The organism is Arcicella sp. GW458-12-2-14-TSB2, assembly GCF_059423785.1.
In genome coordinates this window covers 1-17,867 of the sequence record NZ_JBWKYN010000014.1, presented here as the reverse complement: position 1 = coordinate 17,867, position 17,867 = coordinate 1, and the positions used below count along the sequence as shown (strand labels likewise).

Here is a 17,867-nt window from a genome sequence, read left to right as displayed (position 1 = left end):
ATTAAAGGACATTTATTGTACTAGATGATATTAATTAAAGGTTCAAAGCTGATGGCTTGCCGTATTTCACAATGAATTTTCTTATTATTTCTTTAAAATCAATAGCCGTTTACGTATTTATCGTAGCGGCTATTCGTTTGTTTGGCAAAAAAGAGCTTTCTCAATTATCTGTAATTGATTTAGTCTTTATCTTGCTAATTTCTAATGCCGTTCAAAATGCGATGGTCGGAGACGATACCTCGCTTTTAGGAGGCTTTGCCGCCGCAGGCAGTTTGTTTGTCATGAACTTTGTCTTGAAAAAGGTAATGTTCAAACACGAGTCTATTAGCAAATTAATTCAAGGTGAACCCCTCATGTTGGTTTATCAAGGGGAAATAAAAGAGAATGCCTTAGAAAAATCTGGATTAACTTTGGACGAACTTCATGCCGCTATTCGTGAACACGGCGTTGAAAAAGTAGAAAAAGTAGATTTAGCGATTTTAGAAGTAGATGGTAATATTAGTGTGTTATCAAACGACTATAAACACCGTACTTCTAAAAAGAGAAAAGCACATAAAATGTTATCTAAAAATGGATGATATAGAAATTCTATTACAACATATTTTTTATAATGATGATTTCATCAAAATATTAGCATCTACAGGTGTAGGGGCTTTGATTGGTCTTGAACGAGAATATAGAAGTAAATCAGCGGGTTTACGAACTTTTACCTTGATTTCGGTAGGTTGTACCATTTATACAATTTTATCAGAGAAAATGGGTGTCAATACTTCTCCAGACCGTATTGCTGCCAATGTGGTAACTGGTATAGGTTTTTTGGGAGCGGGCGTGATTTTCAAAATGGATGACCGAGTAAAAGGGCTTACTACCGCAACAATTATTTGGGTAACAGCATCTTTAGGAATGGCTATTGGCGACGGACATATCCTGTTGTCTTTCTTAGGAACGAGTGTCGTATATGTAGTACTTGGACTTTTCGTGAAGTTAGAAGTTATCATGGAAAGATACGGTCGCACGCATGCTTATCGAATCATTTGCGATTATACCCCTGATGCTTTTATTAAATTAGAAGCTATTTTTGAAGACTGTGACCTGATTGCTAAAAGAGAAAAACAAATTATCCGAAACAATATTTTAGTTAGTAATTGGTCTGTTAGAGGGCGTTCCACTAAGCACGCTAAGTTGGTAAAGAGGTTGATGGCAGATGCTTCAATTAAAGAATTAGAATTTTAATTTTACTGGTATTAGCAATGTTTTATTGCTAATACCAGTATGGAAATTATTAGATAACAGCATTCAGAATTAATACACCAGCCAAGCCTACAACGGCAACAATACTTTCCATTATCGACCAAGACTTAATTGTATTTTTGATACTCAAATTAAAATATTCTTTAAATAACCAGAAGCCTGGGTCATTTACGTGCGAGAACATTAAACTACCAACACCAATTGATAATACCATTAGATTAGGGTTTACACCAGATTGAGCCACCAATGGTGCCATAATCCCAGCAGTTGTTAGTCCCGCTACAGTTGCGGAACCCAAACAAACCCTAATGATAGCTGCTACTAACCAACCTAAAATCAATGGGTTTAAAGGTAATGTTTTTAGAATAATGGCAATTTCATTACTTACCCCGCCATCTATCAAGATTTGCTTTAAAGCACCAGCCCCACCAATAATCAAGACAATCATCGATACATCTTTTACAGCTTCGGTGTAGATAGACATAATGTTCTTCATAGAAGTACCCATGTTTCTTCCCAAAGTAAAAGTGGCTACAATTACCGAAATAAGCATAACGATAGAAGGGTCGGCAATGAATACGCCGAATGATTTCATTGATTCACTTCCTTTCCAGAAGGTAGACATCAATGTTGTAGAGGCTAATAAGATTACAGGTAAAAGTGACGTTAAAAAGCTATTTAAAGTACTTGGTAATTGGTCTTCCGGAAGGGTTTTGCTTTGGAAAGTCTCTAAAGGTGTTGAAGGGATTTTTTTCAATGTCAAAGAGAAAATAGGCCCCGCAATGATAATCGTTGGAATGGCGATGATGATACCGTAAACCAGCGTAAGCCCCATATCTGCATTAAACTGAGCAACCAAGGCAGCAGGAGAGGGGTGAGGAGGTAAAAAACCATGAGCAACCGATAAAGAAGCCAGCATTGGTAAACCAATGTATACGGCAGGTAACTTATATTGATTAACTACTGAAAAAATTAATGGTATCATCAATACGAAGCCTACATTATAAAATAATGGAATCCCGATGATGAAACCAGTACACACCAACCCCCATTGAATATATTTTCTGCCGAAAATTTTCATCATTACAGAAGCAATTTTCTGGGCTGCGCCACTTTCAGCAACAATTTTTCCTAACATTGCCCCTAAAGCAATGACGATAATCAATGAGCCTAGCATATCGCCCACACCTTTTTGCAAAGATTTCCCGATACTGCTTAGTGGAATGCCAGTTGTGATACCTGCAACGATAGAAACAATTAAGAAAGCGAGAAAGGGATTGAGTTTTCCCCAAGTAATGAGAAGTACCAAAAGACCGATACACAAGAAAATAATAAATAATGTCATAGTTTGATTAATTGGATAAGATAAATAATAAGATAAACCTAACCATTTGCCATGTATGGTTTATCCTTTTTTGAGATAAATTTTTTAAAATCAGTATTTGGTTATATTCTCACTTAAAATTAAAACTAAGACTCTTTTTTCCTTAAACGCCCTATGTAAGTAGGTTAAAACATTTTTATCAAAAGGATATTAATGGTTTTCTATACTTAGTATTTTAAAGATATAACCTTTATGAATCAGGTAAATATAATTAAAACAAAATAATCAATTGTGAAAATTTGAAGATTGAGTAGTATTTTGAGTACAAAATGAGTATTCAACTATTCGTCAATCAGGCAATTATTGCTTAAATAACTTGACATTTAAAGAAGTAAGTTTTATCTTTGCACCTCTATTACAAAAAAAGATTTTAAACAAACAAATAATATGCTGATTATCAATATTAAAGAAAACGAGTCAATCGACAAAGCGTTAAAAAGATTCAAGAAAAAATTTGAAAAAACTGGCGTTGTAAAGCAACTTCGTAAACGTGCGGCATTCGAAAAACCATCAGTTGGTCGTCGTACTGAAATCATTCGTGCTTCATACAAACAAAGAATGTACGGTAACGAAGAAGCATAGTTCATAGATTGATTTATTTCCAAATAACAGAAGTATTTTGTTATCAATTTAATCGTGAATTAAGCCGATAACCGTCAGCATTATAAAAAAGCGTCTGAATAAACAATGTTTGTTCAGACGCTTTTGTTTTTAGACTAGCTTTGTTGTAAATTATTCACTCAAAGCGATTACTAACAAAGGATTGTTGTTAAATCTATTAACCTCCAAGAAAATCGATGCCAGAAATTATAGATTTTTTCATTAAATACATTCAGTTTGAAAAGCGCAGTAGTGAACATACAGTTACGGCTTACCGAACAGATATGAAGCAGTTTACTGAATATTTAAGTAAATCTTATGATTTTCAACATCCTCAATTGGCAGATTTTCAGATGATTCGTTCGTGGATAGTTTCATTGGCAGAGGCTAAAGTGGAGAATCGTTCAATCAATAGAAAGATAGCTACGCTCAGAACCTTCTATAAATTTCTTTTGCAGAAGAAAATCATTGAAAAAGACCCGATGTTTAAGGTTTCAGCCATGAAAACCCAGAAAACAATTCCTTCTTTTGTCCGTGAAACAGAATTAGATACGCTACTGGATGATGTGGAATTTACAGAAGATTTTGCTGGTGTACGTGATAAACTTGTTTTAGAGCTATTGTATGGCACAGGAATGCGTTTGTCAGAAATGATTGATTTAAAAGAGCGAGATATTGATTTCTATAACCGAACCCTAACAGTATTGGGAAAACGGAATAAGCAAAGGATAATACCGATTAATCAGCAATTGGTATCATTAATACAAGCTTATCAATCGTATAAAAATTCTGAATGTTTAGGTAATGATTTTTTGATTGTGACCGACAAGGGGGAACAGAGTTATCCCGTGATGATTCAACGAATTACTAAAAAGTATTTATCATTAGTAACAACACTTGCTAAGAAATCACCACACATTTTACGACATTCTTATGCTACACACCTGTTGAATAATGGTGCCGATTTGAACGCAATCAAGGATTTATTGGGTCATTCATCGCTTTCAGCTACGCAGGTGTACACGCATAATTCAATGGAGAAAATTAAGAAGATTTATGAACAGGCACATCCAAAGGCATAATAGAGTGATTAGATAATAAGTGATTAGTAAAAATCAATCTTTTATAATGTTACACCTTGTTCTTTAAGGTAATTTCCGATATTAAAAAGGTGTCCGTCTAATAATTCAATGTCTTTATTCCAATCTCTAATAATCCAATCCTCGTCTTTCATAGCAATAACCACTTTCTGTGTTTTTGTGAAAATCCAGATTACTTTTTCTGTGCCAAACTCTAAGAGTTTATTGGTTTTTGTAAAAGTATAATCAAAATCTTTCTCATCAGAAAGGTCAATTCTTATGTCAACTTCAATCGCAATTTTAGGAGGAACATCAATATAATGATTATTGATTTTAGTAGGAGGAAGGTTTTTCTTTTCAATGATATAAATATCACCCGATAAATTAGTCTTGTGTTCTATATGAGTACCAATCTCATTTGTAAGAAAATAATATTGATTTAAACTGATATTTCTATAAAGGATTCCCAGTAAATATTGGATTATAAATGATTGTAAACCACTCGCTCCCATAATATCTTCAATTTTTTTCTTTTTGGATAGAACTTCTTTATAACCTTTATAATACAGTTTTCGCCCGTCTATAATTTCATAAACGAGAGCGTCTGGAATCTCTTTGGGCTTGCGTACGCGCGCTATTTTCTGAGGTATTTTATCTGCTATGACCATAAATAGCAATTTGTTTAGCTAATGCAAGATAAAAAGACTTGGCAATTTTGCCAAGTCTTTTTAACGTTACTTACTTATAATCTTCTTCGTCATCATCAAATTTGAATTTGTCCAAATCGAACAGTGAATCTGTCAAATCTTTAAATTGAAGCCCTTTTTCAAGATTCTTTTTAGAGATAATAGAAAATTCAGATAGTCCGTGTAGTACAAATTCCATCATGAACAGCTTTTCTCTGCCTTGCATGGCTGGATAAACTTTTTCGATGAGTTCATCCAAGCCCTCTATCGTGCGCAAACGAGCTGAATAGTCTTTGTCAGAACAATCATTTAAAATATCCATGACATTGCCATCCATAAACCAATCAATAATTGGTTTATAAGGGTTTTTGCCAGCTTTATCCTTAGCAGCTTTCTTGATTTTCTCAGGGTCTGGGAAGAAATTCAGAAATTGTGTTCTGATAGCTTTTCCAATCAGGTTTTGTGCTACAATTACTGGGCCTTCTACTTCGCCTTCATATACCAATTCTACTTTGCCACAAACCGCTGGAATAACACCAACCAAATCGGCTACACGTACATACGTTTTGTCTTCATCATTCAATAATGCACGTCTTTCAGCAGCAGAAATCAAGTTTTCATAAGCAGAAATAGTCATACGTGCTGAAACCCCAGATTTAGCATCAACAAATTCAGATGAACGCGCTTCAATAGCAATTTGCTCAATCAAATCGTCCATGATATGGTTGGTCGTTACTAATTCTTCTTGCTCGCCTTTTAATTTTGCTTCTTGTAACGTAATCTTTTTCCCAATTTCCAATGTTTTTGGATAATGGGTAACAATCTGAGAGTCGATACGGTCTTTCAGCGGCGTTACAATTGAACCACGATTAGTATAGTCTTCTGGATTGGCCGTGAATACAAATTGCAAATCAAGCGGTAAACGAATCTTGAAACCACGAATTTGAATATCGCCTTCTTGTAAAATATTGAAAAGTGATACCTGAATACGCGCTTGTAAATCAGGCAATTCGTTAATTACAAAAATACAACGGTGCGAGCGTGGAATTAGCCCAAAATGAACTACTCTTTCATCCGAATAAGGCAAACGCAATGTTGCAGCCTTAATTGGGTCGGCATCTCCAATCAAATCGGCCACCGATACATCTGGCGTAGCTAATTTTTCAGTATAACGGTCACTTCTGTGCATCCAACTAACAGGCGTTAAATCACCGTGTTCTTCGATTAAATCTTTCGCAAAACGCGAAAGAGGCTGTAAAGGGTCGTCATTCAGTTCTGAACCTTTTACTACAGGAATGTATTCGTCTAATAAATTCACCATCAATCTGGCAATACGTGTTTTGGCTTGTCCACGTAAACCCAACAAATTAATATGGTGTTGCGAAAGTATTGCTCTTTCAATATCAGGAATCACGGTGTCTTCATAGCCCCAAATTCCTTCAAAAACATTCTCTTTATTTTTAATTTTAACGATTAAGTTATCCCTTAATTCATCCTTTATTGATTTTGGTTGGTAGCCTGATGCTTTTAATTGACCGAGTGTGTGAATATTTAACAGTTCTGTTGAATCGATTGTTTTGTATGACATTATGCTGTTGTATCTTATGAAAAATGAGATTTATTTTAAGTGAGAGAGGTTCTTTTTATTTAAAATTGCTGAACCATAACTGCGATTAGCAATAAAACCTAGAACATCTCTATTTTGTATATTTTGTCCTTTCAATTTCAATTTAATTACTTCCGAATATGCTTCTGCATAAGTCTCGTCATCATAGGATTTTACTACAGACGATTCTCTTGAAAATGCCTCTCCTTGCGCTCTATAGGGCAAAATTTTAGCTTTTGCCTCATGGTCTATGCATTGAAGATACGATTCGTGCTTTTCAGCGGCTATATAAATTGGTTTTAAATTCATGATTTCTGAAATTTTGGGATTTAAGGACGTGTTAGTGATTTGAAAATTTGAAGATGTGTTAATTTGAAAACATTTCACTTCCAAACTAATTAACAACAAATCTCAAAGCTTACCGCTCAAAGCTAATAGCTAAATTACCTCACATCTTTCTTTCTGTTTTTTTCATAATCTTCAAAAATAAACTCTCCGAGTCCTTTTAATGAAGAATAATATGCCCGTCCGTTATTAATCTTAGTGAATTCTTGTACAAATTCCTTTAGATATTGGTCACGAGCAATCATAAAAGTTGTTACTGGAATTTTTAAACGACGACACTGCGCCGCTAAGGTTAACGTTTTGTTTAGTATTTTTTTATCTAAGCCAAATGAATTTTTATAATAACGAATCCCTTCTTTTAAGCAAGTAGGTTTGCCGTCGGTTATCATAAAAATTTGTTTGTTTTTATTCTTTCTTCTTCTCAATAAATCCATGGCTAGTTCTAACCCTGCCACAGTATTAGTATGATATGGGCCAACCTCTAAATAGGGTAAATCTCTTACTTGAATCTGCCAAGCATCATTCCCAAAAACAATAACATCCAAAGTATCTTTTGGGTATTTTGTCATAATCAACTCCGCCATTGCCATCGCAACTTTTTTAGCAGGCGTGATTCTGTCTTCGCCATACAAAATCATCGAATGTGAAATATCAATCATCAAAACGGTAGAAGTCTGGGCTTTATATTCCTTATCAACGATTTCGAGGTCGTTTTCCGTCAACATAAAGTTTTCTACACCATTATTGATTTGTGCATTTCTGATAGATTCCGTCATCGCGATTTGGTCCATCGCATCCCCAAATTGAAACTCTCGGCGGTCGGTATTGTTTTCGTCGCCAGTACCTTGATAGGGCGTTCTATGGTTCCCGTTTGAGCCTGTTTTCTTTAATTTACCAAAAATTTCATCCAACGACTGCTTTCTGATACTTTGCTCACCTTTTGAAGTAAGGATTGGTTCTTCCTCACCTTCTTCATTTTTTTCTTCTTTGATATAGCCCTTTGATTTCAAGTCATCAATAAAATCGGCTATTCCATATGAATTATCAGTAAGGTTATATTGTTTATCTAACGAAGTCAACCATGTTAAAGCCTCTGAAACATTGCCGGCAGTCATGGTAACTAGTTGATTAAAAATGTCTAAGAGCTGGTCGAATTTGGCTTTTTTGCCGTCTTCGGCTTCCTGAGGAATATATTCTGAAAAACGATAGCCAATCATATTTAAGTTGGAATTGATGAAAATTGAGTGCTATTTTTTTTGCACAGTATAAATATAAAACAAAAACTTTATCGAATGGGTTTAATTATGGGCGATATTAATTACAATAAATAAAAAAAACCATACTTTTAGCCTTAACTAAACGTATGGTTTTAATAAAAAATATTTAGAGACTCAGTAAAATTATAGGGTATTTGGCTTATAAACCTTGATTACACCATCATTTTCGCTACTAACTACTAGCAAACTTTTTTGGGTAGGGCTATTTTTCGCAGGAATAAATAATACGCCTTCTGGAGCATCTCCGCATTTCAAAATTTGTAAAAATATGGGGCTTGTCGGAATAGTAACATCATAAACGGCTACCGCATCAACACGTTCCATGCCAATAAAGGCTACTTTTTTGTTACCAACAGTACCCACTGTAATGCCCTCTGGTTCTACAGATTTATCGTCACTTCTTGTATCATCATAAAGATTAGGGACAGCAATTACTTTGGTATCAAGCTCATTTTTGCTATCAAATACTAATGCTCCGTCATTACCATTCCAAACACTGAAGGACCGAGCGCCTAAAGAATAAAGAAAATCATAGTCGCCATCGCCATCTGTATCACCTAAAGTAGTTGTTACGTTTAATCTACCTGCTTTTTCAGCTTTAATAAGATTAGCTGCATTTGGGAAAGCAGTAGCATCTAATTTCAACGCACTTACTCTTTTGATTTCAGAAAAAGCATCATATTCTCTAGCATCACCTTCGTTGGCTGTAAATAAATAAGGAATTCCTGCATGTTGCATAAAAGCGATAGCATCAGGTTGATACATTCCTTTTATATTAGTCCATTTGCTAAGTGCGATAACATTATCTTTATCACTAATATCAACAGCATTCGCATCCACACCATAATCTTTGAAACCTAAAGGAAGAATAGCCGTAATCGTTTTAGTTTCAAGATTCAATTTTGCGATAGCATTATTTTCTTGAAGTGTCACCCACGCAGTTTTTGAATCATCAGCTACTGCAATATATTCAGGTTCGATGTCTTTCGCAAAAGTAGCATTTAAGCCAAATATTCTAAGTCCTTTAGCCATTAAAGCCGTTTGCTGACTTGCAAAACCAGAAAAATCTAACGTTGTTACCGAATAATTATCATTTACTGAAATAATTGAAATAGAACCAACAGGGTCATTTTTATAAGTAGCATCTGGTTCTCCTTCGTTGGCCGTAAGAATCAAGTTTCCATCTGGTGAATAAGTAATCATATCAGGCAAAGCACCTACCGTAATTACTTTTACTTCCTTGTAGTCAGCTGTATTAAATACTGCTACTTTACCATTTTCTTGCTTATTCAGTGATTCAATCGCTGCTGCTAATTTACCGTTTGAAACCGCAACACTATTTACTGCTCCACCATACGGTGCCATGCTAATCGAACTGATGACTTTCATGTTGGTTGGGTCAGCAAAATCAATTACATCGATTTTATTGACTGTGCCATTATTCACCACAAATAAACGTTTGGTTTGAGGGTCATAGGCCGAAATCTCTGCCGCACCAACATCACCAATATCAATGCTTCCTATTTCTGCAAAAGTAGCAGCATCTTCATTTACAAAAAACTCTGCTTCATCTTTATTGCAACTTATTAATAGGGTTGTTAGTAAGAGGGAAAGGGATAGGAATGTTCTTTTCATTTCTTTTTTTTCTGCAAAACTAGGTTCGACAAAAAATAAGCTTGTTAACTGTAGGTTAATTTTGGGTTAATTAATCTCCCGAAAACGCTAAAATTGTAAGGATTATATCATTATTTATAATTCATTTTGATATTAAATGATTGATTTAAAGTACGTTATTGCTTATTGTTTAAATTAAGTCTAAATAAATTATTTCGTTTGTTTGTATTTAGTCTAAATAGACTATAATTTTGCATCAGTAAATAATCACAAATCAATTGAGCGCTGAAGAAAGCGATATGCTCATTAGAAGAAAATATCTTAAATAGCCTCTAAACCTACTCTTATAATCCATAACCGATAAAAAAGGATTTTCTTAGTCATTTTTTTTTGTTGGCCAAAACCCCTTATCACAAATATATTTTTTGATTAAATGCTTAGAATTAGTCCAAATAAAATAATAAACATGAAAAACTCTATTAAATCTTTCTACTTAGTAATTCTTTTTTTAGTTGCTGGAAGTGCTGTTTCTTTTGCTCAGACTGGAAGTATTAAAGGAAAAGTAACTGATAAAAGCGGCGAACCCATTCAATTTGTAAATATTAGTATTAAGGAAACAAAACAAGGAGCCGTCTCTAACGAAGATGGCGAGTTTCTCATTAAAAATATAAATGCTGGACAAGTAACATTAGTGATGCAATTTGTAGGGCTTAAAACCCTAGAAAGTAAAGTAAATGTTAAAGCCGGTGCAGTAAGTGAAACTAATTTCTCTTTAGAAGAAGGGTCAAATGAACTATCTGAAGTAACTGTAATGGGTGTACAATCGGCAAATGAGAAAGTCGTAACTATTGGTAAAATTGCTATTAAACCAATGGATTTACCTCAAGCAGTGGCCACAATTGATAGAACTGTATTGGAACGCCAACAAGTATTACGTTTAAGTGACGCCTTAATGAATGCCAACGGCGTGTATATCATGGGGAATACGGGTGGTTATCAAGAAGAAATTGCAGGACGTGGTTTTGCTTTTGGAAGTTCAAATACTTTTAAAAATGGAGCTAGATATTTTAATGGAACTTTACCTGAAATGTCTTCAATAGAAAAAATTGAAATCATGAAAGGAAGTACTGCTATCTTATTCGGAAACGTTGCAGCAGGTGGTATTTTAAACTTAGTAACTAAAAAACCAAAATTTGAATCGGGTGGGTCGGTTTCAATGCGTTTAGGTTCTTATGACTTTTATAAACCCACTGTCGACTTATACGGTTCTATACTTGGAAGTAAAAATGTAGCTTATCGTATCAATGGTACTTATGAAAAAGGGAATAGTTTCCGTGAAAATGTAAATTCAGAAAGAGTATATGTTAATCCTTCTTTATTGTTCAAATTGAGTGATAAAACTGAAATTATCGTAGAGGGAGACTATATGAAAGACCGTAGAACTGCTGATTTTGGTGTTGGGGCTATTAATTATGTTATTACAGATTTACCTCGTGAAAAATTCATCGGTGTAAAATGGTCCTATTTCGACATTAAACAACAATCTGCTAACGTTACCATCAATCATCAAATTAATAATAACTGGAAAATTTCAGGAACTGGTGCTTATAGAGCTTATCAAAGTGAATTATTTGCTACAACTCGCCCAACTACCATTGCAGCAAATGGTAACTTGGTAAGAAGTATCCAACGGTCTGAAGTTGATGAAAAATATTTCATGGGGCAAGTTGATTTAACAGGGCAGTTCAAAACAGGGAAAATTGAACATAATGTTTTGATAGGTTCTGATGTTGATAGCTATAACACTAAAACTACATCATTTACTTCAGCAGTTTATGATACCATCAATGTATTTAGTGCTGAAATTATCGACAAACGTAGCGATAGACCAAACTTGGCAACTACTACAATTACTACTGCACCTGTGAATCGTGTAGGTGTTTATGCACAAGATTTGATAAGTTTTTCAGATAAATTCAAATTCTTAGCTGGTTTACGTTATAGCTATCAAGAAACAAAAAGTTCTGTACTTACAGTAAAAACAAATGCAACAGCAGAATCTTCTGCTTATGATGATGCCCTTTCTCCACGTTTAGGCTTGGTATATCAACCGAACAAGCGTATGGCTTTCTTCAGTAGTTACTCAAATTCGTTTACCTTGAATACTGGTGTTGATATTTATGGAACAGCTTTGAAACCATCATTGATTGACCAAGTAGAATTGGGTATGAAAAATGAATTGTTCAATGGTTTAGTTTCTGCAAACGTCACGGTTTATCAAATCAAAAACAGTAATTTGGCTCAAACAGCATTGTTTGATAAAGACGGTAAAGCTAATAGCAATACTAATATCAAAGAGCTAGCAGGTGAAGTAACTAGCCAAGGAGTTGAAGTTGATTTGAAAAGTAAGCCATTTTTAGGGTTTTCATTAATGGCTGGTTACAGTTATAACGAAACAAAATATACTAAAAGTAATATTTATATAGTAGGAAGTTTATTAAGATACAATCCAAATCATACAGCCAATTCGAGTATATATTATACCTTCTCGGGTACTAAATTAAAAGGATTAAATCTTGGATTAACAGCAATGTATTTTGGAGAAAGAGTTGCTGGTCGCTCAACAAGATTAACTGTTGCGAACGATGCTTTTAAATTGATTGCAGTAAATGCTTATACACAAATAGATGCAAGTATCGGATACAATTTCAAAAAGTATTCAGTGAGAGGGAAAGTATCCAATATTCTAAATGAAATGAGCTACAATATTCATGACGATAACTCTGTGAATCCGATAGCACCAAGAATGTTATCACTTACTGTAGCGTATAAGTGGTAGTAATGTGTAAAAATAAAATTTTCAGAAAAGCTTCACATTCAATGTGGAGCTTTTTTCTTTTTTATAACCATTACAACCTCCTAATAAATGAAAATGGCTTTGGAAAATGATCAGAAGGAATCAATTGGTTAGAAATTTTCTAAGGTTACACCAAAACAATATTCAAGTCAACAATCACTTTGAATGAATTTTATCAAGAATCGCGATAAATCTAAGTAAGATTCTGCCCTTTATTCTTTAAAACTAGTAGAGTATTGGTATATTTGTCGCTCATAAAATTATCAAATAAAAAACCTGCTGTTGTAAAGCAGTCGGAGTGAATATAGGAGGAAATATTCATCCCATACCACTCAATCAATTAAATCATTATGAAAGTTTTAAAATTTGGAGGAACTTCTTGTGGTACTACTGAAAGTATCAAAGCAGTATTAGGGATTATTAAAAGCAAGCAAGCTAAAGAGGAAAGAATTGCAGCCGTATTTTCGGCAATGGGAGGGGTAACCAACCAATTGTTGAAAGCAGGAGACTTAGCTTCTACGAATGATACATCTTACTTCGACATTGTAAAGGGAATTGAAGACCGTCATTTCACAGTTGTACGTGCATTAATTGACGTAAAATCTCAGTCGAAAGTATTTGCTAATATTCGTACCATTATTAATGAATTAGAAGACTTACTGAAAGGTGTTTCTTTGATTCGTGAAATCTCTGCCCGAACATCCGACTTGATTGTAAGTTTTGGAGAGCGACTTTCAACCACATTAATTCATGAAATTCTTCATGCTCAAGGTGTTGACTGTCAGTTTTTAGATGCCCGTAAGGTAATAAGAACTGATGCCAATTTTGGCATGGCAGCAGTGAATTTTGAAGTGACCAATCGCCTGATTCAGGAACATTTTTCAAAAACAAGGTCTCTTCAGTTGATTACAGGCTTTATTGGTTCAACCGAAAAAGGAGAAACAACAACATTGGGGCGTGGAGGTTCTGATTATACAGGTTCTATCTTCGGGGCGGCTTTGAATGCTTCAGAAATTGAAATTTGGACTGATGTAGATGGAATGATGACTGCTGACCCTAGAAAGGTGAAAAATGCCTTTACCATTCCAACGATTACTTATGCGGAGGCAATGGAATTGACCCACTTTGGGGCAAAGGTGATTTATCCACCATCATTGCAACCTGCTTTTACAAAAAATATCCCAATCAGGGTTTTAAATACATTTAATACAGACTTTATCGGAACGGTTGTTAACCGTACTGCCGAATCGTCTGAATACATCATTACAGGTATCAGCTCGATTGATAATCTTGCTTTGGTCAACCTACAAGGTTCAGGGATGATTGGTGTGGCTGGGGTTTCTGCTAAACTATTTACAGTATTAGCAAAACACAAAATATCGGTTATCCTGATTTCTCAAGCATCTTCTGAACACTCTATTTGTTTTGCTATAGAACCTTCTGCATCAGTAGCAGTAAAGGCGTTATTAGAAAATGAGTTCAAAACTGAAATTGCTGATGGAGATGTAGAAGGCATTGACATTCAAGAAAACCTTTCGGTAATAGCCGTGGTAGGAGAGGGAATGCGTCGTCATACGGGTGTCAGTGGTAAATTGTTTTCGGTATTAGGAAAGAACGGTATTAATATCGTAGCGACAGCCCAAGGGTCTTCAGAATTAAATATTTCAGTAGTAATTGAGAAGAAAGACATTTCAAAAGCATTGAATGTTATCCATGATTCTTTCTTCTTCTCGCAAGCAAAAACATTGAACCTTTTCCTAGTAGGAACAGGTTTGATAGGAAAAGCACTCTTGGAACAAATACAAGGACAAGAAAATTATCTTTCTAAATACAAAGCCTTGAAGGTAAATTTAGTAGGAGTCATGAATTCTAAGAAAATGCTGATTGATGCACAAGGAATTCCGATGGAAAATTGGGAAGAAGAACGTGATGGAAAAGGAAAACCTGCTGAGATATGGGCATTTGTAGAAGAAGCAAAAAGATTAAATTTACCTAATTCAATCTTTGCAGATTGTACAGCCAATAAAGAGATTCATAATTACTACTTAGGCTTATTCGAAGCCAATATTTCGGTAGTAACACCTAATAAAGTAGCCAATTCTGGTCGTTATGACGACTATGCTCTATTGCATAGAACAGCCTTGAAAAAAGGAGTGAAGTTCTTGTATGAAACAAATGTAGGAGCAGGCTTACCTGTTATTAATACTTTACAAGGGTTGATTGCGTCGGGAGATAGGTTTGAAAAGATAGAAGGTGTATTATCTGGTACTTTATCTTATATCTTCAATAATTTCAAAGCAGGCGTAAAATTTGCCGACATCGTTCGTGAAGCGAAAGTTAAAGGCTATACAGAACCAGACCCACGTGAAGATTTAAGTGGTATGGACGTAGCTCGTAAGATTTTGATTTTAGGCAGAGAAATTGGTTTACGTCTTGAACCAGAAGATGTAGAAATCTTGAAATTATTGCCAGAGAATTGTGAAACAGCACCTACGGTAGAAGATTTCTTCAAGGAGTTAGAAGTATCTAATAGTTATTTTGAAGGAATGGTAAACGAAGCCGAAGCAAAAGGAGAAGTATTGAGATTTATCGCTACATTGGAAAACAATAAGATTACGATAGGTGTAAGAAGTATTGGAAAAACACATCCATTTTATATGATGGATGGTGCTGACAATGTGATTTCATTCACTACAAAACGTTATCATGACCGCCCCTTGGTGATTAAAGGACCAGGAGCAGGGGCAGAGGTAACGGCATCAGGCGTATTTGCAGATATTGTTGCGATTGGGAGTTATTTGGCTTAATTACAGTTAAAATCTTACGATTATGAACCTTATTTTAGAAAATGTTCAGCCCAAACATATTACGTTAATTCAGGAATTAGCGAAGACTTTGCACTTCCAAGTAAAGGAAGACAGCAGTACTAAGAAGACTAAAAAGCAACTTACTTCTGAACAAAGAGAATTTGTTAAGGACTTAAAAGAAGCGTTAGTACAAGTTGATTTGCATCAGCAGGGTAAGATTGAGTTGCAGTCTGCGCGAGATTTTTTAACTGAAATTAGAAATGAGGCCTAATGAAAGTTGTTATTCTACCCTCGTTTAAAAAAGTATTTAAGCCTCTTTTCAAAAAGTACAAATCAATTGATATGGACTTTGAAAAACTGTTAGACTCTTTAGAAGAGAATGCTTTTCAAGGTGTTTCAATAGGTAAAGATTGCCATAAAGTAAGAATGGCAATTACAGCTAAAGGAAAAGGCAAATCAGGTGGCGCAAGAGTAATTACTTGTGTGAAAATTGTAAATGAAACGATTTATCTCTTGACGATTTATGACAAAAGTGAGCAAGAGAATATTCATGAAAAAGAATTAGATCAACTTTTAACACAAGTAGGTCTTTGATTATATGACAAATTCAATAAAAGTTTTTGCCCCTGCTACGGTGGCGAATGTGGCTTGTGGTTTTGATATTTTCGGTTTTGCTGTAGATAACCCGGGCGACGAAATCATATTAAGAAAATCTGATACAAAGGGTGTCAAAATTTTAAAGATTGAAGGCGATGAAGGGCGTTTGCCTTTGGCGGCTGAAAAAAATACGGCTGGTATTGCTATTATTAAATTTTTAGAAGCGATTGGTGAAGAAGGGCAAGGGTTTGAAATGGAGCTTAAAAAGTTAATGCCTCTTGGTTCTGGCTTAGGCTCTTCGGCGGCTTCGGCTGTAGCTGGCGTTTTTGCAGCAAACGAATTACTTGGTAAGCCTTTAGCTCAAAAAGATTTACTTCCTTTTGCGATGGAAGGCGAATTCATTGCCTGTGGCTCTGCTCATGCTGATAATGTCGGCCCAAGTTTGATGGGTGGTTTTGTTGTCATTCGCTCGTATGACCCATTGGATATTATCCAATTGCGTACGCCAAAAGAATTATATGCTACTATTGTTCATCCGCATATAGAAGTTAATACGAAGGATGCCCGTAATATTTTGAAGCGTGAGATTTCTCTGAAAAATACGATTACTCAAATGGGAAATGTAGCGGGTTTGGTGGCAGGTTTTATGCTGCCAGATTATGATTTGATTTCGAGAAGTTTGGTGGATGTTATCATTGAACCAATTCGTTCTATCTTGATTCCTCAGTTTGACGACGTGAAGAATGCCGCTTTAGATAATGGAGCTTTAGGCTGTTCTATTTCTGGTTCAGGGCCATCAATGTTTGCATTGTCGAAGGATTTATTTACAGCAAATAGGGTAGGCAAAGCCATGCAAGATGGATTTGCAAAAGTAGGAATTGGTTCTGAATGTTATGTATCGGGCATAAATCAAGCTGGGCCAGTGGTTTTAGGTTGATATTGACTTTATAGATAAAAAGTATTAATTTAGTTTATGAGTGATAAGTTTTTGAGGTAATGTCTCTCATTCTTATTATTCATAAACTTTTTTGTTTTTAAAAACATTAATTAACATCTACAATGAGCGATTTAATAGAAGTTTCAGCACGAATATATAGCGTTGAGGAGTATTTCGAAATCGAGAATCACTCAGAAATCCGTCATGAGTATGAAGATGGAATATTAATACCTATGCCTGGAGAAACCTTAGATGCCAATGAAATTGCCCAAAATTTCGTTGTAGCCTTGCAAAAAACTTTGAGAAAAAAAGGATTCAGAATGTTTGGACACGATGTTCGTACTATTGTTCGAGAAAGAAGAATTTACCGTTATCCAGACGTTGTAGTTTCAGCTTCTGATACTATCAAAGATATTCGACATGTAACAGAACCTGTACTGATTGTTGAAGTACTTTCTGAAAGTACACAGGAGGTAGATAGAAATAAAAAATTTAGGCAATATACAGCTTTGCCTTCGCTACAATATTATTTGATGGTGCATCAAAATACAGCTTTGGTAGAATTTTATCAGCGAAAAGAAAATTCTCAAACGTTTGAATTTAACTTTTTTGATAAATTGGCAGACGTAATTCAATTACCAGCCTTAGAAACATCAATTACTTTAGATGATATATACGAAGGTATTCAGTTTGTTACTGAGGAAGAGAATGTCCCTCAAGCATAGATAGAATACTTGTTAGAAGAACATAAAACATGAGTCATCCCGAATTTTGTGGATGGCTTGCCAAATAAAAACCTCCTTGTTTATTTTGTGAATTACGACAAA

At 34.9% G+C, this 17,867-nt stretch carries 16 protein-coding genes; 10 read left to right on the top strand and 6 right to left on the bottom strand.

Annotated elements, in window-relative coordinates; genetic code table 11:
* The first annotated feature begins 71 nt into the window (after positions 1–71).
* Positions 72–578, top strand: a complete 507-nt coding sequence (locus AC07XN_RS03515) for a DUF421 domain-containing protein (RefSeq protein ID WP_494742050.1) — start codon at positions 72–74, stop codon at positions 576–578.
* Positions 571–1,233 (top strand): MgtC/SapB family protein, encoded by a 663-nt coding sequence (locus tag AC07XN_RS03510; protein ID WP_494742049.1) that lies wholly within the window; start codon positions 571–573, stop codon positions 1,231–1,233. The genes AC07XN_RS03515 and AC07XN_RS03510 overlap by 8 nt, the downstream gene beginning before the upstream one ends.
* A gap of 49 nt (positions 1,234–1,282) precedes the next feature.
* Here the strand turns inward: AC07XN_RS03510 and AC07XN_RS03505 are convergent, their stop codons facing one another.
* Positions 1,283–2,596 carry a gluconate:H+ symporter gene (locus tag AC07XN_RS03505; protein ID WP_494742048.1) on the bottom strand — a complete coding sequence of 438 codons (1,314 nt, stop codon included), beginning with the start codon at positions 2,594–2,596 and terminating at the stop codon, positions 1,283–1,285.
* Positions 2,597–3,022: 426 nt separating this feature from the next.
* On the opposite strand from AC07XN_RS03505, the gene rpsU reads away from it, so the two are divergent.
* Both rpsU and AC07XN_RS03495 read left to right on the top strand, forming a co-directional pair.
* A complete protein-coding gene (rpsU, locus tag AC07XN_RS03500) occupies positions 3,023–3,217 on the top strand; it encodes a 30S ribosomal protein S21 (RefSeq protein ID WP_309920232.1) in 195 nt (64 codons plus the stop codon).
* 215 nt (positions 3,218–3,432) lie between these two features.
* On the top strand, positions 3,433–4,317 hold the full coding sequence (locus AC07XN_RS03495) for a phage lytic cycle repressor MrpR family protein (protein ID WP_309920230.1): 885 nt from the start codon (positions 3,433–3,435) through the stop codon (positions 4,315–4,317).
* Positions 4,318–4,358: 41 nt separating this feature from the next.
* On the opposite strand, the gene AC07XN_RS03490 is transcribed toward AC07XN_RS03495, so the two are convergent.
* From AC07XN_RS03490 to AC07XN_RS03470, 5 genes are all read right to left on the bottom strand, one after another.
* Complete coding sequence (locus AC07XN_RS03490; protein WP_494742047.1) at positions 4,359–4,982, bottom strand: Uma2 family endonuclease; 624 nt, start codon at positions 4,980–4,982, stop codon at positions 4,359–4,361.
* Between the two features lie 70 nt (positions 4,983–5,052).
* The gene (locus AC07XN_RS03485; RefSeq protein ID WP_494742046.1) at positions 5,053–6,588 is read right to left on the bottom strand and encodes a P-loop NTPase family protein; all 1,536 of its coding nucleotides are present in this window, start codon (positions 6,586–6,588) and stop codon (positions 5,053–5,055) included.
* Between the two features lie 30 nt (positions 6,589–6,618).
* Positions 6,619–6,915, bottom strand: a complete 297-nt coding sequence (locus tag AC07XN_RS03480; RefSeq protein WP_309920222.1) for a hypothetical protein — start codon at positions 6,913–6,915, stop codon at positions 6,619–6,621.
* A gap of 134 nt (positions 6,916–7,049) precedes the next feature.
* Positions 7,050–8,168, bottom strand: coding sequence for a vWA domain-containing protein (locus AC07XN_RS03475; protein WP_309920219.1), 1,119 nt, complete (start codon positions 8,166–8,168; stop codon positions 7,050–7,052).
* A 183-nt stretch (positions 8,169–8,351) separates the two neighbouring features.
* The gene (locus AC07XN_RS03470) at positions 8,352–9,863 is read right to left on the bottom strand and encodes a choice-of-anchor I family protein (protein ID WP_494742045.1); all 1,512 of its coding nucleotides are present in this window, start codon (positions 9,861–9,863) and stop codon (positions 8,352–8,354) included.
* A gap of 445 nt (positions 9,864–10,308) precedes the next feature.
* Here AC07XN_RS03470 and AC07XN_RS03465 point away from each other — a divergent pair, with 445 nt between their 5' ends.
* The 6 genes from AC07XN_RS03465 to AC07XN_RS03440 all read left to right on the top strand — a co-directional run bounded on the left by AC07XN_RS03465 (position 10,309) and on the right by AC07XN_RS03440 (position 17,765).
* On the top strand, positions 10,309–12,681 hold the full coding sequence (locus AC07XN_RS03465) for a TonB-dependent siderophore receptor (RefSeq protein ID WP_494742044.1): 2,373 nt from the start codon (positions 10,309–10,311) through the stop codon (positions 12,679–12,681).
* Between the two features lie 368 nt (positions 12,682–13,049).
* On the top strand, positions 13,050–15,506 hold the full coding sequence (gene thrA, locus AC07XN_RS03460; RefSeq protein ID WP_309920211.1) for a bifunctional aspartate kinase/homoserine dehydrogenase I: 2,457 nt from the start codon (positions 13,050–13,052) through the stop codon (positions 15,504–15,506).
* A 22-nt stretch (positions 15,507–15,528) separates the two neighbouring features.
* On the top strand, positions 15,529–15,777 hold the full coding sequence (locus tag AC07XN_RS03455; protein ID WP_494742043.1) for a hypothetical protein: 249 nt from the start codon (positions 15,529–15,531) through the stop codon (positions 15,775–15,777).
* The gene (locus AC07XN_RS03450) at positions 15,777–16,100 is read left to right on the top strand and encodes a type II toxin-antitoxin system RelE/ParE family toxin (RefSeq protein WP_494742042.1); all 324 of its coding nucleotides are present in this window, start codon (positions 15,777–15,779) and stop codon (positions 16,098–16,100) included. Before AC07XN_RS03455 ends, AC07XN_RS03450 begins: the two co-directional genes overlap by 1 nt.
* 4 nt (positions 16,101–16,104) lie before the next feature.
* Entirely contained in the window at positions 16,105–17,040 is a 936-nt protein-coding gene (locus AC07XN_RS03445) for a homoserine kinase (protein ID WP_309920202.1), read from the top strand.
* Between the two features lie 122 nt (positions 17,041–17,162).
* Positions 17,163–17,765 carry a Uma2 family endonuclease gene (locus AC07XN_RS03440; RefSeq protein ID WP_494742041.1) on the top strand — a complete coding sequence of 201 codons (603 nt, stop codon included), beginning with the start codon at positions 17,163–17,165 and terminating at the stop codon, positions 17,763–17,765.
* The last annotated feature ends 102 nt before the right edge of the window (positions 17,766–17,867 follow it).

What these genes read in the sequence shown, in the direction of transcription:
- AC07XN_RS03515 (WP_494742050.1), top strand. Translation starts at nt 72, where the DNA reads ATGAATTTTCTTATTATTTCTTTAAAATCAATAGCCGTTTACGTATTT.
- AC07XN_RS03510 (WP_494742049.1), top strand. Translation starts at nt 571, where the DNA reads ATGGATGATATAGAAATTCTATTACAACATATTTTTTATAATGATGAT.
- AC07XN_RS03505 (WP_494742048.1), bottom strand. Translation starts at nt 2,596, where the DNA reads ATGACATTATTTATTATTTTCTTGTGTATCGGTCTTTTGGTACTTCTC.
- rpsU (WP_309920232.1), top strand. Translation starts at nt 3,023, where the DNA reads ATGCTGATTATCAATATTAAAGAAAACGAGTCAATCGACAAAGCGTTA.
- AC07XN_RS03495 (WP_309920230.1), top strand. Translation starts at nt 3,433, where the DNA reads ATGCCAGAAATTATAGATTTTTTCATTAAATACATTCAGTTTGAAAAG.
- AC07XN_RS03490 (WP_494742047.1), bottom strand. Translation starts at nt 4,982, where the DNA reads ATGGTCATAGCAGATAAAATACCTCAGAAAATAGCGCGCGTACGCAAG.
- AC07XN_RS03485 (WP_494742046.1), bottom strand. Translation starts at nt 6,588, where the DNA reads ATGTCATACAAAACAATCGATTCAACAGAACTGTTAAATATTCACACA.
- AC07XN_RS03480 (WP_309920222.1), bottom strand. Translation starts at nt 6,915, where the DNA reads ATGAATTTAAAACCAATTTATATAGCCGCTGAAAAGCACGAATCGTAT.
- AC07XN_RS03475 (WP_309920219.1), bottom strand. Translation starts at nt 8,168, where the DNA reads ATGATTGGCTATCGTTTTTCAGAATATATTCCTCAGGAAGCCGAAGAC.
- AC07XN_RS03470 (WP_494742045.1), bottom strand. Translation starts at nt 9,863, where the DNA reads ATGAAAAGAACATTCCTATCCCTTTCCCTCTTACTAACAACCCTATTA.
- AC07XN_RS03465 (WP_494742044.1), top strand. Translation starts at nt 10,309, where the DNA reads ATGAAAAACTCTATTAAATCTTTCTACTTAGTAATTCTTTTTTTAGTT.
- thrA (WP_309920211.1), top strand. Translation starts at nt 13,050, where the DNA reads ATGAAAGTTTTAAAATTTGGAGGAACTTCTTGTGGTACTACTGAAAGT.
- AC07XN_RS03455 (WP_494742043.1), top strand. Translation starts at nt 15,529, where the DNA reads ATGAACCTTATTTTAGAAAATGTTCAGCCCAAACATATTACGTTAATT.
- AC07XN_RS03450 (WP_494742042.1), top strand. Translation starts at nt 15,777, where the DNA reads ATGAAAGTTGTTATTCTACCCTCGTTTAAAAAAGTATTTAAGCCTCTT.
- AC07XN_RS03445 (WP_309920202.1), top strand. Translation starts at nt 16,105, where the DNA reads ATGACAAATTCAATAAAAGTTTTTGCCCCTGCTACGGTGGCGAATGTG.
- AC07XN_RS03440 (WP_494742041.1), top strand. Translation starts at nt 17,163, where the DNA reads ATGAGCGATTTAATAGAAGTTTCAGCACGAATATATAGCGTTGAGGAG.